This is a genomic window from Synechococcus sp. H55.10, from assembly GCF_047502715.1.
Taxonomy (GTDB): domain Bacteria; phylum Cyanobacteriota; class Cyanobacteriia; order Thermostichales; family Thermostichaceae; genus Thermostichus.
The window spans coordinates 14,890-28,923 of sequence record NZ_JANSJJ010000248.1; the positions used below are offsets into that span (position 1 = coordinate 14,890).

A 14,034-nucleotide genomic window follows, 5' to 3' on the forward strand; every position below is an offset into this window, starting at 1 on the left:
TTATGCCTGCCCCTGCCGGGGATCCCATCTATCGCATGGCGTTGAGCGCAGCTCGCGCGGCGGAAGAAAAAAAAGGTGGCGACATTGTTCTGCTGGATGTGTCCCAGATTTCCACACTGGCAGACTACTTCCTTTTGATCAGCGGCTATTCGCTTACACAGGTTCGCGCCATTGCCCGGGCAATTGAGGAAAATCTTTGGGAGAAGTGGCAACAAGCTCCGCGCCGCATCGAAGGCCAAGACTCAGGCTCCTGGATTCTGATCGACTATGCGGATCTCATCGTCCATGTGCTCTTGCAAGAGGAAAGAAACTACTATGACCTAGAATCTTTCTGGATCCAGGCCCAGCGAGTTGATTTACCATTGGCGGGCTAGCCTCATTGTTTCTGAGTTCAGATCCCTAAGCTGCAACGGCTTTGCGGAGCCCGTAGCTGGGGCCAGCAGTCACCTGTCTGGCCTCTCAGCACTTGTCTCAGCAGTATTCCAAGCCGGCTTTGGAGCGCTAAGTTAGCCAATTGTCAAAAAATATGTAAGTTCCTTGATATTCCCATAATTTTTCACATAGTCGTATGCTAGCGTGGTGGGCGAGGAGTGGTTGAGTGAGATCTTCTTTCTCACTGTGGCTGAGCTTCTATAGTCTTTGTTAAATACTGTACCCTGCTCTCCTCGGAAGCTCGATAATTTTTCGTTGGTGCCGGATGCCAGCGAAGCGATCTTCAAGGTTTCTGATGGTTCCTGTTGGCTGCTTTTAGCGGCAAGCGGGAAGACGAACGAGGTAAATAGAGATGGAAAGGCTTAGCCGCAGAAGAGATCTTACACACGCTTTGTTTAATACCTGTTTTAAGAGTGACAGGGATTTTTAGGAGGGACGTTGATCATGATGGAAAAGATGTTGGTTAATATCGTTGAGTATCTGGCCCTAGGAGAGCTGGAAAATTACCTCTGTACCGAGCATCCCCATCAGCAGGTGTTTCATGACGCCAAGGAGCGGGAAGCGATGATGCAGCAGATCCTAAACCGCGTTCCTGCTGTCTACATGTGGCTGGCTCCCGATGAGTGTCCCAGCCACGATCAGCTCAACCCCTCTGAGCTGGAATTGCTCCGCTCAGTGGTGCGGGATGTGGTCAAGCAGAAGCTGCAACAAGCTTCTTTTGGCGTTGACCCCTATGCGGGATCCATGTCGGAAGCTTTTTACGGGTAGAGGAGCACGGGCTTAGGCTAGACTGCGAGAACATTGCCTCGCCCTGGTATGTTGCCCGTCTACTATTCAGAGACCTTTCTTCGCCACGATACCGGCCCCTTTCATCCCGAGCGCCCAGCTCGCCTGCAGGCCATTGTCAAGGCGCTGCGCAGCGCCTCTTTCGCCGAGCATCTGGAATGGCGGGATCCCCCCTTGGCCGATCTGGCCGAGTTGGAGCGGGTTCACCCGCGCTGGCACATTCAACGGGTGGCCGAGTTGGCCGCGAGGGGCGGGGGACGCATCGACGCAGATACTTCCGTTTCCGCAGCAAGCTTCGAGGCGGCGCGCTTGGCGGTGGGAGCCTGGCTTGCCGCTTCCGCTTCGGCTTTGGCCGCAGCTCAGCCGGCTTTGGTGCTGTGTCGCCCGCCGGGGCATCACGCGGAGCCAGAACGGGCGATGGGGTTTTGCCTCTTCAGCAACGCCGCCATTGCTGCCCTCTGGGCCCTGGAGCAGCCAGGGGTAAGGCGGGTGGCGATTTTCGATTGGGATGTCCATCACGGCAACGGCACGCAGGCGGTGGTGGAGCGCCACCCCCAACTGGCCTATGCCTCTATCCATCAGTTTCCCCTCTACCCCGGCACGGGCTTGGCCCAGGAAACCGGGATCCACGGCAACCTCTGCAATGTGCCTCTGCCTGCTCGGTCAGACTGGTCGGCCTATAAAAAGGCTCTCGATGAGAAGATTTTGCCCTTCTTGCGGGCCTTCCAGCCGGATTTGCTGCTGGTGAGCGCGGGCTTTGACTGTGCCAAAGGGGATCCCTTGGCCAGCATGCTGCTGGAGCAGGAAGACTTTGGCCGCCTGGCTCACCTCTGCCTGGAGGAGGTGACCCGCAAGACCGTCTTCGGCCTAGAAGGGGGCTATGACCTGGAGAATCTGGCCCGCGGCTGGCTGAGCCTGGCCCAAGCTTGCCTAGAGAGCTAGCCCTTCCACTTCACCTTGGGCAGGATCTGCCGCACATCCACCCGGTCTTTGTACTTGAGGGCGAAGTTGAGCAGCGAATCCAAAAGGGAGTCAGACAGATAGTGGGGCTGCAGGCCCAGATCTAGGAGCTTGGTATTTTTGGCGTTGTAGTAGTGCTCCTCTAGCTCGACGCGGGGGTTCTCCAGGTAGTTGATCTCCACCTTCAGACCCAGGGTGGCCCCCGCCTTTTGCACCAACAGCGCCAGTTGCTCCACGCTAAATTGCTCCGTGAACTGGTTCATCACCCGGAACTGACCCGGCTCGGCGGGATGGGCGATGGCCAGCTCCACACAGCGCACCGTGTCGCGGATATCCAGGAAGCCACGGGTTTGGCCCCCCTTGCCGTACACCGTCAGTGGGTGCCCCACCGCCGCCTGAATGCAAAAGCGGTTTAGAGCCGTGCCGAACACGCCGTCGTAGTCGAGGCGGTTGATCAGCACTTCGTCCATGCCGGTTTCTTCTGTTAACACGCCGTACACCACTCCTTGATTGAGGTCGGTGGCCCGCAGGCCCCAGACGCGGCAGGCGAAGTGGATGTTGTGGCTGTCGTGCACTTTGGAGAGGTGATACATGGATCCCGGTTGCTTGGGATAGGGCAGGGTATCCTTGCGGCCGTTGTGCTCGATGGTGATGTACCCCTCCTCGATGTCGATGTTGGGGGTGCCATACTCGCCCATGGTGCCCAACTTCACCAGGTGGCAATCGGGAAATTCCTCCTTGATGGCGTAGAGGATGTTCAGGGTGCCCACCACGTTGTTCACCTGGGTCATCACCGCATGTTCGCGGCTGATCATCGAGTAGGGGGCAGAGCGCTGCTCGCCAAAGTGGACGATGGCATCCGGCGGGAAGCGGCGCATGCAGGAGATCAAGGCTTCGTAGTTGGTGACGTCGCAAACGAAAATGGGAATATCTTTGCCGGTCAAGCCCTTCCAACGATCCACCCGCTGCTCGAGCTGGGCAATGGGCGTCAGGGTAGAAACCCCCAGTTGCAGATCCCAGAGGCGGCGCACGTAGGAATCGAGAATGGCCACCTCATAGCCCCTGTTAGACAGGTGCAGGGCTGTCGCCCAGCCGCAGTATCCGTCACCACCAATAACCAGGACTTTCATCAGGGAAGCAAAATTCGGCTGCTCACGAATCTACCAAGTTATGGCATCGAAGACAAATACCCTGGGATCCCATTTTTAATCGCGGATTGGGGCCGACAGGTTACTCGACCTGAGGAGGGTTATCCAGGGTGTAAACCGTGGTCTCGGCGGCAATGGCGCGGCGCAGGTGAGCCGGGACTTGGTAAAGCCCCAGCAGGGTGATGCCATCGAGAAAGCGCAGCGTCCCTCGAGCGGGATCCAACTGCTGGCTCAGAATCTGGTCGATCTGTTCCGGCTCCGGCCTGGAAGAGATGGGATCCTGGGCTGCCAGGGCAAACCCCAGTGGGCCGCCGTAGGTGGGAGCATAAATGGCGTAGGGCTGCACGGCAGCAAACACCGTTTTCAGGGTGTGAACGATGCGGGTGTGCTGCCACAAGTCCACCGGTCCCGTCGGCCCCGCCTGGAGGACAAAAGCCCCAGCGGGCCGCAACTTCGAGTGGATCTGGCGGAAAAACTCCTGGGTAAAGAGGCGGTAGGCAGGGCCAGCTTCAACAGGATCCGATAGGTCGGAGAGGATGACATCCCAAACCGGCTCTGTCCGGTGGAGAAAGTCGAAAGCATCGGCAATCACGACCTGCACACGCGGATCTTCAAAGGATCCCTGGTGCATTTCCGGCAGGTGCTCTCGACAGGCCTCCACCACCTCCCCATCGATGTCCACCATCACCACCTGCTCCACCGAGCGCCAACGCAGCACCTCCCGCAGCGTCGCCCCTTCGGCCCCTCCCAACACCAATACCCGCCGGGGGATCCCACCCGCCTGGACGACCTGCAGCAGGGCCGGGTGAACCAACGCCTCATGGTACAGAAACTCATCCACCGTGGTGGATTGCCAATGCCCATCCAGCATTAGACCCTTGCCGTAGGCCCCCGTCTCGGCGATGAGCATCTCCTGGAAAGGGGTTTTGCGGTAGGCCAGGATGCGCGTGACTGCACGGGCGGCGTAGTCCCAAGGGGTCAAGTACTCCTGAACCCAAAAGAAACTCCTCGGGCTGTCCATCGGCACACCTCGCCGTACCGTTGATAGGAACCGACCTCTGGGATACCCAGATCCCATGCCGGGATTTTCAGTGGTTGAATCTCGAGATCCCGTGAAGTCGGAAAAAGCTGCCACCGGCCATCTCAGCGCCTTCGTCCGGTCGCTTCGCAGGTAAGCACCTCAGCCGAGTCGGGGTCTTCTTCCAGGAGTGTCGGTTGCGTGGTGCGGCGGGGCACCTTGCGCAGGGAATATCGCCGCGCTTGAAACACGTCGATCAAATATTCGCAGGCCGCTTCCGGTCGGGTGTGGCGACCACAGGTAAAGACATCCACCGCCGCATAGCCCGTCTCAGGCCAGGTGTGGATGGAGATATGGGATTCTCCCAAAAGGGCCAGAGCCGTAATCCCCTGCGGCTCAAATGGATGGCACAGTTGTCCCAAAAAGGTGGAGTTGGAACGTCTGGCTGCCTCCCGCAAAGCCTGTTGCACGAGAGAGGCATCATCCAGAAGATTGGCCGGGCAGTCGTAAAGCTCCAGGATACAGTGGATCCCGATCAGAGCTGGAGACCTATCCCCTAATTGGCCAGATAGTGTGTGCAGCATACTATCCCCTAATTGGCCAGATAGAACTGATTAGAACCAGAGGCTGCGCAAAAAGCACAGCTTTACTATCATCTCACAAGCAAAGCCAAATCACACCCCCCAGCGGCTTTTTTCTTAACCGCCAGTTAACTCTAGAGGCGGTTTCGAGGCGCTGCAACCCAGACACCGGCTTTTGAGGGAAGGGTTGGAGAAGCTAAGACTGCTGCTCTCTCGAAGGGGGGGCGGGAGGATAGAGCAGGGCTTCCAGCTCTTGCAGAGCTCGCTCCAGGTTGTCGTTGACAATCACGTAGTCAAATTCGTCTTGGGCATCCAATTCCTTGCGGGCCTGTTCTAGGCGCCGCTCGATGCTTGCCTCTGAGTCTTGTCCGCGCTCACGAATGCGACGTTCTAGCTCTTCCAGAGAAGGGGGACAGAGAAAGATGCGAATGGCGTCTGGATACTGCTGCCTCACCTGGCGGGCCCCGGCCAGCTCAATTTCCAGCAGCACATCCTGACCCTGTCTGAGTTTTTGGCAGACGATCTCGCGGGGAGTGCCGTAAAAGTTGCCGGCATACTGTGCCCATTCCAACAGCTCATTGGCTTCGATCAAACTGAGAAATTCCTCGCGACTGCGAAAGTAGTAGTTGACGCCTTCCTGTTCGCCGGGGCGGGGCGGGCGGGTGGTGACCGAGACCGAAAAATACAGTTCGGGGTGGCGCTGGCGCAATTGGCTGACCAGCGTACCTTTGCCTACCCCGCTGGGCCCTGTCAACACCAGCAGGCGACCGCAAGTGGCAGGAGGTGGAAGGGATCCCTGCGGCTGCGTACACTCAGAGGAAACTGGGGCAGGAGAGGCTGGCATAGGCAGAGAGCGACGAGCTGGTTTGGGTTTGTTTTAGAATATCTCACTCTTGGTTCTTGCAGATGGCTTGCGGCGATGGGCTTTCACTCGGTTTCCTCTGACAAACCGGGCTTGGCCGTTAGGAAGCGGTTGGCAACGGTTTCGGGCTGGATAGCAGAGAGAATCACGTGCCCGGAATCGGTGATGATGACAGCGCGGGTGCGGCGACCGTAGGTAGCATCCACCAACTGGCCCCGCTCGCGGGCATCACTGATGATGCGTTTGATGGGCGCTGACTCGGGACTCACAATGGCGATCACACGTCCGGCGGCGACGATGTTGCCAAAGCCAATGTTGATTAGGCGGGTATCCATAGGGTGATTAGCAAACCTGACGATTGTCCGGCCAGCAACCTTCATTAAGGTAGCAAATAGGTCTCTTTCACAGGTTTGCTAGAACGACACCTGAGTTCGCGGTCAATTGGGCAGAGGGTTCTGACCGGCAAAAAGGCTGCGACTGTAGCAGGTTTAGTCGAAAAAAAGCTGCACAACCCGAACGGCTTACCCTACTTATTGAGGAGGGCAAATGCCCCAACGCCGACCAACTTCCATAGAACTTTAATTTTTCCTGGCCTATGCTTGACTTGACTTGGCTGGATCCCCTTGTCCAGCACTTTCAACTGGGGGATCCGGATCCACCCGAAGCCATCCGAGTGGGCCTCATTCACCAGACCTGGAAACTCAATACCTCTGAGGGATCCTTCATTGCCCAGCGTCTTCATCCCCGCTTGGATCCTGCTGTCACCGAAGACGGTCAAGCCGTCGGCCAATGGCTAAGGCAACAAGGCTTCCCCGTGCCCCAATTTCGCCGCGCTCGGGATGGATCCCTGCATTTGAGCTGGGCAGAAGGGCTGTGGCGGGTTATGGAGTGTCTGCCGGGATCCTCGCATTCAACCCCGCCCGATGGGAGTTACCTGGAAGAGGCAGGGGCAGCCGTTGGACGCTTGCACCGGCTCTTGGCCCAGTGGCAATATCGCTTTCGCTTCCAGATCCCGCATTTTCACGACACGGCCCACCTTTGGCAACAGCTCCGCCAGCGCGACCCGGCGCCAGAAGTGCGAGCAGAATGGCAATTTTTAATCGAAACTGTGCCGCACCTTTTGCTGCCCTCAGGGATCCCAACGCAGATCATCCATGGCGATCTCAAGTTCAACAACTTTTTGTTCGACGAGCAGGGGCAATTTGTGGGTCTGGTGGATCTGGACACCTTTATGTATCACAACCTCTACGTTGAACTGGGAGATGCTTTGCGCTCCTGGGGTAAACGAGGCAATACCTTTCAGCCCAAGGCAATCCTGGCGGGGTTGCGGGGCTATGCCCAAACCGGCAACCTGCACACCCTACAACCAGAACTCATCATCCAAGGGATCCAACTGATTACCCTGGAATTGGGGATCCGCTTTCTGCAGGATTGGTTCGAGGACTGCTACTGGAATTGGGATCCGCAGCGGTACCCAAGTCGCAAAGCCCATAACCTAGCCCGCTGCCAACAGCAAATTTGCCTGTATCAAGACCTCACCCAGATGGCGCCCCAACTGCTGGAGCCCATGCGCGCCCTCGTTGCAGCAGCAAGGGAATTGGCTTTCGGTTAATTTAAATTTATGTTAATTTAGAAGCGGCTTCCTCTTCGTTGCGCGATCCCTATGAGCAGCCTTCAACTTCCCCGCTGGTTGGAATTGGCACTGCCTTTTTTTCACCCTGTGCTGATGATTTTGGCCTTTGCCCTGGCTCTGTATGCCCTCTACCTGGGGCTACAGGCGCGGCGGGTGCGCACCGCCTCGGCAGAAGAACGCAAGGAGCTGATCAAAGGGAAGTTTGCTCAGCGGCACTTCCTGGCCGGATCCCTGTTTCTGGTGTTCATGGTGTTCGGAGCCCTGGGCGGCATGGGGGTCACCTACCTCAACAACGGCAAGCTGTTTGTCGGGCCTCACCTGCTGGCCGGCTTGGGCATTGTCGCCTTGGTGGCCAGCTCGGCGGCTTTGGCGCCGCTGATGAAGGATGGCCAGAAGGTTTGGGCCCGCAATGTTCACCTGATGCTTAACGCGGTGATTTTGGCGATCTTGGGTTGGCAGGCGGTGACCGGCTTTCAGATTGTGCAGCGCATCGTCAACCAGATGCTGACCGCCCCTCAGGTAGCCTGACCCGCTTTGGGCAGAGGCAGTTGCCAGAGAAGGCGTCCATGTCAAAATAGACGCTGTCTCCCTCTCCTTGGGTTGGAGAGGGACGCTTTCTCCAGGTACTTAGCCCCAGTCAACGGTTTTCTCATGTCTGTCAGCCCTCTTCCCAGTTGGGTCAAGCGTTCCATCGGCAAGGCCAGCGATATCTCGGCGGTGCAGCAGGTGGTCAAGCAGCGGGGCCTGCACACCATCTGCGAAGAGGGGCGCTGTCCCAATCGGGCGGAGTGCTACAGCCAAAAGACCGCCACCTTTCTGCTCATGGGCGGGATCTGCACCCGCGCCTGTTCGTTTTGTCAGGTGGCCGGTGGGCGGCCTGCACCGTTGGATCCCGCAGAGCCGGAAAAGGTGGCCGAGGCGGTTGAGCTGCTGGGTCTCCGCTATGTGGTGCTCACCTCGGTAGCCCGCGACGACCTGCCCGACCAGGGATCCGGTCGCTTCGTGGAGGTGATGCAGGCGATCCGGCGGCGCTGCCCTGGGATCCAGATCGAGGTGCTCACCCCCGACTTTCGCGGCGATCGCGACTGCATTGCCCGTGTGGTGGCCGCTCAGCCCGTCTGCTACAACCACAACATCGAAACCGTGCGGCGGCTGTCGCAGGCGGTGCGGCGCAGCTCCGGCTACGACCTATCCTTGCGGGTTTTGCGAACGGTGAAGGAGCTGGATCCCGGCCTGCCCACCAAGTCCGGCCTGATGCTGGGGCATGGGGAAACCCGCGCAGAAGTGCTGGAAACCTTCCGGGATCTGCTGGCGGTGGGGTGCGACCGGCTCACCCTGGGGCAATATTTGCAGCCTTCCTTGGCCCACCGCCCTGTGGAGCGCTACTGGACGCCGGAGGAGTTTGCCGAGCTGGGCCAGATCGCCCGTGAGATGGGGTTTCGCCAGGTGCGCTCCGGGCCATTGGTGCGCAGCTCCTACCACGCTGCTGAAATGGTGCAGAACTAGGCGAGAGAACTGGGCAAAGGCGGTGCGCCGTCTCTCGTAGCCGGCTTTTCCCGTCCGAGCAGGGCATGAAGACTTGCCCCTAGGCCGAAGGCTTGGGCCGCAAACCGGCTGAGCGCCTGCGGCGCCAGGGATCCCAGGCGGTATAAACTTGCCCCCGCCACCAAACCCGGCAAAAGGCCGTTGCCCCAGTCTCCCCACAGCCAGGAGCTCATCCCTTCGGCGCACAGCAGCAGCGCCCCATTGAGCAGCAGCGGTCGCCCCAGCCCTTCGCGAAAAGAGACCAGCGCCTTCCATAGGGCTTCCCAGGGCAGATGCAAGCGTACCCCCAAGCCCAACAGCCACAGGCCATCCAGCAGCGGGGCCAGCAGCAAATCCCACCCCAGCGGCGCCAGGCCCACCGCGATCCCCTTGCCGAGGGCAACAACCTTGCCCCATTGCTCTACAAAGCGGGCGTGATGCTGCCATTGTTTTTCCAGAATCTGGGCCTGAACCCAATCCAGCCGCCTCAAGACGTTCAAGGCCAGGAGGGAGCCCGCCTCCGTTTGCAAAATCTCCACAATGCGCCCCCGCAGAGTCTCAATTTGGGGTGCGGGCCGTTCCCACTCCAGGGTGATGCGGCCATCCGGCCAGTGGGTGCGCACTTTCAGAGGTTTTGGGCAAGCGGCGACGGTCAGGATCTCCTGCGGCGACACCCAGCCCAGGTGGCGGCTGATCTGGGCGCGAATCGCCTGCAATTCGGCTTCTGAATAGAGATCGCACTTGTTCAACACCAGCAGGATGGGCTTGTGCAGGGTGCGCAGCTCCAACAGGGCTTGGTATTCCAACTGGGTTAGGTCGGTGGCGATGACAAACAAGATCAAATCTGCCGAGCGGGCCACGTCCCAGGCCAACTGTTCGCGGGCTGCGCCTTCTACTTCGTTCAAACCCGGAGTATCCACCAGCCTCACCCGCCAAGGGATCTCCGGATCCGGTTGCCACAGCAGAGATTGGGGCCGTTGGGTGACCCCATTCAGGGGCCCTACCTCCAGCCGCGCCTCGCCGATCAGGGCATTCAGAACGGCTGACTTGCCGCGGTTGACCAGCCCGAACACCGCAATGGCAAACAGGCGGGCGGTGAGGCGCTTGCGCAAAGCTGATAAAGCTCTCAACTCCGGCTGCACATCCTGACGCCTGGCCAGAGATTGCCAGTGATCCCAGCAACTGTGCAAAACCGTTTCGGCTTGGGCGAGAGGAGGGGTCATAGACAGGGGCAAAGGACTAACCCTCACTCTAGAGGGAATTGCACCCCAGGGCCAGCCGTTTCTCCCCCCCAGCGTGGGGAACCGCCTGGCTCACAGAATAGGGCATGATGGCTTTAGGCTTCTGCTGGCTTTCCTATGCTGTATCGCCTTTCCCCCTCTCTGAAATGGCTCCGCATCGGTGGATCCCATCGTTCTAAGCAAGAGCGCCAGATCGTGCGCAGCCTGCTGGCCTTTGCCGGGGCGCTGTTGGTTGCGGATGTTGTGCTCCTGAGCGCCCTTCATTAGTCGGATGGGCAGGTTGGTCGTTGCTAATTCCGAATAAGTCTGAGACACCTCCCTACCCCTCTGCGCTGCCACAAGCAAAGGGGAGGGGATTTAAGGGCTGGCGGGCGGTTACCTGCAGCTTTTTCCGGCGTTATCTGCTGCAGTCATGTGGGTCGATCTCTTGCGTAGGTAAGGCTCCCGCTTGGCTACAGAGCTCCCATAAAGTTCGGAAAAAGCTATATCTCAAACCCAATGAAGACACATCAGGACAGCTTGGTAGCCCCGCACTTTAGCGCGGGGACGAGAAGCCCGTAGGCAAGTTTAGTTGCTCTACTACTAATAATGCTCGTCAACTTATCGTTCCCAAGCACCTACTACGGTGAAAAACCCGATCCGTGCATTGGGGAACGAGAAGGAACGAAAAGTAAGCAGAATCTTGAGGTTTTGCCTCAAGTGACTGTCTAGGGGCGTCTTGACAACGCCTTTGCGAGTCCGTTTGTGGACTGCGTAAGAATCCCCCGACTTCAGTCGGAGGGAGTGTCAATCCAAGCCGCTTCCCTCACTCCCAGCCCCTCTCCCTCTGGGAGAGGGGGGTTGGGGAGCGGCATGACGAAAGGCTGCACGGGATCCCTTGTGCTGCGGGGAGGGGGGTTGGATCGGGAATAATGGAAGCGGCCTAAGCCGGGAGGGTCAGGTTTCCCCGGAGCTGAGGCTGGTGTTCTTTTTCCCTTGAGGCCGGCTATGGTTTTGCAGGCGGCGGCGGGCGTGCCCCGCATCAACGCGCGCGAGTCGGATGCTTTCGACATTTTCAACCTGAAGCATTATCTCGGCCCCAACCCCTACCTGGATACAGCCGCTTTCACCTTCGACTTTGCCCTCACCCAGTGCCCCCAGCCGCTGCCTATTGAGGCCTACCTGTCCAAGGTCTGCTCCTATTTTCCCTCCTTGCAGGAGGGATCCTATCCTTCCTATGCCCATTTGTTTGCTCGGCTGGTGGCGGAGGTGAACCGGCTGCAGATGGATCTGCACTTGCAGCGGTGGAGCTGTCACCCGTTTCCAGAGTACGTGCGCATTGCGGTGCAGACCTTGCACGGGCGTACCACTCGTGCTGCGGTCTATTTTGCCTGGGATTGGCTGGAGGCCATCGCCCAGGGGGAGCCCTTCGACGTTGAGGGGGAGATGCGTCGCCTGCAGCAACTGTTTCGCGACTCGGTGTACGGCGGGCCGACGGTCTATGCCCTCTTGCGGGCTGCGCACGAACGCGGGATCCCTGCCTGCTACCTGTGGGATGAAGGGGTCATGCAGTATGGCTATGGGCGCAACCAAGTGCGAGGGGTGGCCACCACCTTTCACTGCGACAGCCATCTCGACTCTGACTTCACCACCCGCAAAGACGATTGCAAGGCCTTTCTGGCGGCGCAAGGGTTCCCCGTGCCCCAGGGGGAGGTGGTTACTTCTTTGGCAGAGGCTTTGCCATTGGCGCAGGAAATCGGCTATCCGGTGGTGCTCAAGCCGGTGGCCGGCCACAAGGGGATCGGGGTGACAGCAGGCATTCAAACCCCAGAAGAATTGGCCTTTGCCTACAGGGCAGCGGTGGCAGCCATTCCCCCTGAGCAGCCGATCCGGCTGATCCTGGAAAAGCATCTGCAGGGCAGCGATTTTCGCCTGTTGTGTGTGGGCGGGCGCTTTGTGGCGGCCACAGAACGACGCCCGGCCTCGGTAACCGGCGATGGCCACAGCAGCATTGGGCAACTGATCGAGCAGGCCAACCGGGATCCCGCCCGCTGGGATACCCCCACTTCTCCGCTGGGGCCGATCCAGTGGGACGAGGCGATGGAGCGCTTTCTGGCGGAGCAGGGCCTGACGGCGGACAGCGTGCTGGAACCGGGGCGGACGGTCTACCTGCGCAAGGTGTCCAATCTTTCGGCGGGGGGGGTGAGCCGCGATGTCACGGCCACCGTCCATCCCGACAACGTGGTTTTGGCCCAAACCATTGCCCAGCAGTTCTCGCTGGTGTGCTTGGGCATCGATGTCATCGCCACCAGCCTAGAGCGCTCCTGGAAAGAGGGATCCCTGGGCATTATCGAGATCAATGCCGCACCGGGTGTGCTCATGCACCAAAAGCCGGCGATGGGCACGGGCGTGGATGTGCCAGGGGCGATCCTCGACCACCTGTTCCCCAAGACGGCCCGCATCCCAATTTTGACCTTCAACCGCCTTACCTTGGCCGAGGCGCACACCCTGGTGGAGCACATTCTGTCCCACCGTCCCGGCAGATGGGTAGGATGCGTCTGTCGGGAGGGCGTGCTGCTGAACCACAGCTTTAGGCCCCTGAACGGCAGCCTCTTTCGCCAGGTGAAAACCCTGCTGCGCCATCCCCACCTGGATCTGCTGTTGGCAGAAGCCGACGAAGAGACCCTGGAGCGGGAGGGCTTGGCCTACGAAGGCAGCGACTTGGTGGTGCTGCGGGATCCCTCCGATAAAGAGCTGCAAACCCTGAAGCGGCAGCTCAACCCCGACGGTGCCCTGTTCTTGCAACGGGAGTCCACCCTAACGTTGACGGTGGCCGGCCAGGTGGAGCGGTTTGAGCTGCCAGGAACAGACCTGCAGATGGGGATCCTGCTGCGATCCATGACTCTGCGGATCATCTGCAGAACCCTCAGCCAGATGCTGAAGAACTGGTCTGGCTGAGGCGAGGGATCCCTGTTGGGAAAAAGGCTAACCCTGCACCCCTCGGCAAGAAACGCTATCATAGAAGTCCAATGAGTAGGCTACCTTGGTAAAACCGCAAGAGGCAGGTCGGATGGATTGGGTAGAAAAAGTCCTGGAAAAGCTCCGCGAATGGGTAGAACGGGTGATCGATACCCTGCTAGGCCATCCTCAGCCCCAACCGGCACCCATTCCGGTAGAAAATGGATCCCATCGTCGTCGTTAATCCGACTGCCATTGCCACCGGCGGCGAGACCCTGAGCCTGCTGGTGTTGCACGGCCCCAACCTCAACCTGCTGGGAGTGCGCGAGGTGGGCATTTACGGCTCGGTATCCTTGGAGCAGCTCGATCAGGCTCTGCATCAGCAGGCAGAAAGGCTGGGGGCAAGATTGGAAATTCTGCAGTCCAACCATGAAGGGGTGCTCATCGATGCCATTCACCACGCGCGCCAGCGCCATGCCGGTATTTTGATCAACCCCGGCGCCTACACCCACACCAGCATTGCCCTCCGAGATGCCATTGCCGCCGTGGGACTGCCCACCGTGGAAGTTCACCTGAGCAACATCCACCGCCGCGAGTCCTTCCGGCAGCACTCCTACATTGCCGCCGTAGCGGTTGGGCAAATCAGCGGTTTTGGGGCGCAAAGCTATCTGTTGGGATTACAAGCTCTGGTGCAGCACCTGCGCCTGCAATCGGCGTAGGTGCCCGCAACTGTCCAGGAATGCTTGCACGGCTGTGCCGATCCAGCAGGTCACACTGCTCAGCTCGGCCAAATACGGATGAAGACACTTTGCCGCCAGCCCAAGCGCTCCGCGCCGCTGCCCTCACCCCCAGCCCCTCTCCCTGAGGTCACCCTCACCCCCAGCCCCTCTCCCTCAGGGAGAGGGGAGTTAG

At 59.4% G+C, this 14,034-nt stretch carries 16 protein-coding genes; 10 read left to right on the plus strand and 6 right to left on the minus strand.

The genetic code is table 11. From position 1 onward, the window contains the following. The first annotated feature begins 2 nt into the window (after positions 1–2). The 3 genes from rsfS to NW858_RS12160 all read left to right on the plus strand — a co-directional run bounded on the left by rsfS (position 3) and on the right by NW858_RS12160 (position 2,160). The gene (gene rsfS / locus NW858_RS12150) at positions 3–374 is read left to right on the plus strand and encodes a ribosome silencing factor (RefSeq protein ID WP_414335040.1); all 372 of its coding nucleotides are present in this window, start codon (positions 3–5) and stop codon (positions 372–374) included. 502 nt (positions 375–876) lie between these two features. Next, entirely contained in the window at positions 877–1,200 is a 324-nt protein-coding gene (locus NW858_RS12155; RefSeq protein ID WP_414335041.1) for a hypothetical protein, read from the plus strand. A gap of 48 nt (positions 1,201–1,248) precedes the next feature. Beyond that, positions 1,249–2,160 carry a histone deacetylase gene (locus tag NW858_RS12160; RefSeq protein WP_414520598.1) on the plus strand — a complete coding sequence of 304 codons (912 nt, stop codon included), beginning with the start codon at positions 1,249–1,251 and terminating at the stop codon, positions 2,158–2,160. Here the strand turns inward: NW858_RS12160 and NW858_RS12165 are convergent. The 5 genes from NW858_RS12165 to remA form a co-directional block, all read right to left on the minus strand. Continuing rightward, positions 2,157–3,308 (minus strand): NAD-dependent epimerase/dehydratase family protein, encoded by a 1,152-nt coding sequence (locus NW858_RS12165; RefSeq protein WP_414335043.1) that lies wholly within the window; start codon positions 3,306–3,308, stop codon positions 2,157–2,159. The genes NW858_RS12160 and NW858_RS12165 overlap by 4 nt on opposite strands. A gap of 100 nt (positions 3,309–3,408) precedes the next feature. Next, a complete protein-coding gene (locus tag NW858_RS12170) occupies positions 3,409–4,347 on the minus strand; it encodes a fused MFS/spermidine synthase (protein WP_414520599.1) in 939 nt (312 codons plus the stop codon). A 122-nt stretch (positions 4,348–4,469) separates the two neighbouring features. After that, positions 4,470–4,928 (minus strand): adenosylmethionine decarboxylase, encoded by a 459-nt coding sequence (gene speD, locus NW858_RS12175; RefSeq protein ID WP_414335045.1) that lies wholly within the window; start codon positions 4,926–4,928, stop codon positions 4,470–4,472. Between the two features lie 193 nt (positions 4,929–5,121). Further along, the gene (gene gmk, locus NW858_RS12180; RefSeq protein ID WP_414335046.1) at positions 5,122–5,769 is read right to left on the minus strand and encodes a guanylate kinase; all 648 of its coding nucleotides are present in this window, start codon (positions 5,767–5,769) and stop codon (positions 5,122–5,124) included. Between the two features lie 83 nt (positions 5,770–5,852). Beyond that, a complete protein-coding gene (gene remA, locus NW858_RS12185) occupies positions 5,853–6,122 on the minus strand; it encodes an extracellular matrix/biofilm regulator RemA (protein ID WP_414335047.1) in 270 nt (89 codons plus the stop codon). A gap of 260 nt (positions 6,123–6,382) precedes the next feature. Between remA and NW858_RS12190 the strand changes: the two genes are divergently transcribed. The 3 genes from NW858_RS12190 to lipA all read left to right on the plus strand — a co-directional run bounded on the left by NW858_RS12190 (position 6,383) and on the right by lipA (position 8,926). Then, positions 6,383–7,399, plus strand: coding sequence for a phosphotransferase enzyme family protein (locus NW858_RS12190; RefSeq protein WP_414520600.1), 1,017 nt, complete (start codon positions 6,383–6,385; stop codon positions 7,397–7,399). Between the two features lie 51 nt (positions 7,400–7,450). Beyond that, a complete protein-coding gene (locus NW858_RS12195; protein ID WP_414335709.1) occupies positions 7,451–7,948 on the plus strand; it encodes a DUF4079 domain-containing protein in 498 nt (165 codons plus the stop codon). Between the two features lie 123 nt (positions 7,949–8,071). Continuing rightward, positions 8,072–8,926, plus strand: coding sequence for a lipoyl synthase (gene lipA / locus NW858_RS12200; protein WP_414335707.1), 855 nt, complete (start codon positions 8,072–8,074; stop codon positions 8,924–8,926). Here the strand turns inward: lipA and NW858_RS12205 are convergent. Beyond that, on the minus strand, positions 8,923–10,167 hold the full coding sequence (locus tag NW858_RS12205; RefSeq protein WP_414520601.1) for an Era-like GTP-binding protein: 1,245 nt from the start codon (positions 10,165–10,167) through the stop codon (positions 8,923–8,925). The two genes, lipA and NW858_RS12205, sit on opposite strands and share 4 nt — an antisense overlap. Positions 10,168–10,302: 135 nt before the next feature. Between NW858_RS12205 and NW858_RS12210 the strand changes: the two genes are divergently transcribed. The 4 genes from NW858_RS12210 to aroQ all read left to right on the plus strand — a co-directional run bounded on the left by NW858_RS12210 (position 10,303) and on the right by aroQ (position 13,841). Beyond that, the gene (locus tag NW858_RS12210; RefSeq protein WP_414335704.1) at positions 10,303–10,452 is read left to right on the plus strand and encodes a hypothetical protein; all 150 of its coding nucleotides are present in this window, start codon (positions 10,303–10,305) and stop codon (positions 10,450–10,452) included. Between the two features lie 708 nt (positions 10,453–11,160). Continuing rightward, positions 11,161–13,122, plus strand: a complete 1,962-nt coding sequence (locus NW858_RS12215; protein WP_414520602.1) for an acetate--CoA ligase family protein — start codon at positions 11,161–11,163, stop codon at positions 13,120–13,122. A 112-nt stretch (positions 13,123–13,234) separates the two neighbouring features. Continuing rightward, on the plus strand, positions 13,235–13,366 hold the full coding sequence (locus NW858_RS12220; protein WP_414335702.1) for a hypothetical protein: 132 nt from the start codon (positions 13,235–13,237) through the stop codon (positions 13,364–13,366). Next, on the plus strand, positions 13,344–13,841 hold the full coding sequence (aroQ, locus tag NW858_RS12225) for a type II 3-dehydroquinate dehydratase (protein WP_414335700.1): 498 nt from the start codon (positions 13,344–13,346) through the stop codon (positions 13,839–13,841). The genes NW858_RS12220 and aroQ overlap by 23 nt, the downstream gene beginning before the upstream one ends. Positions 13,842–14,034 lie beyond the last annotated feature (193 nt).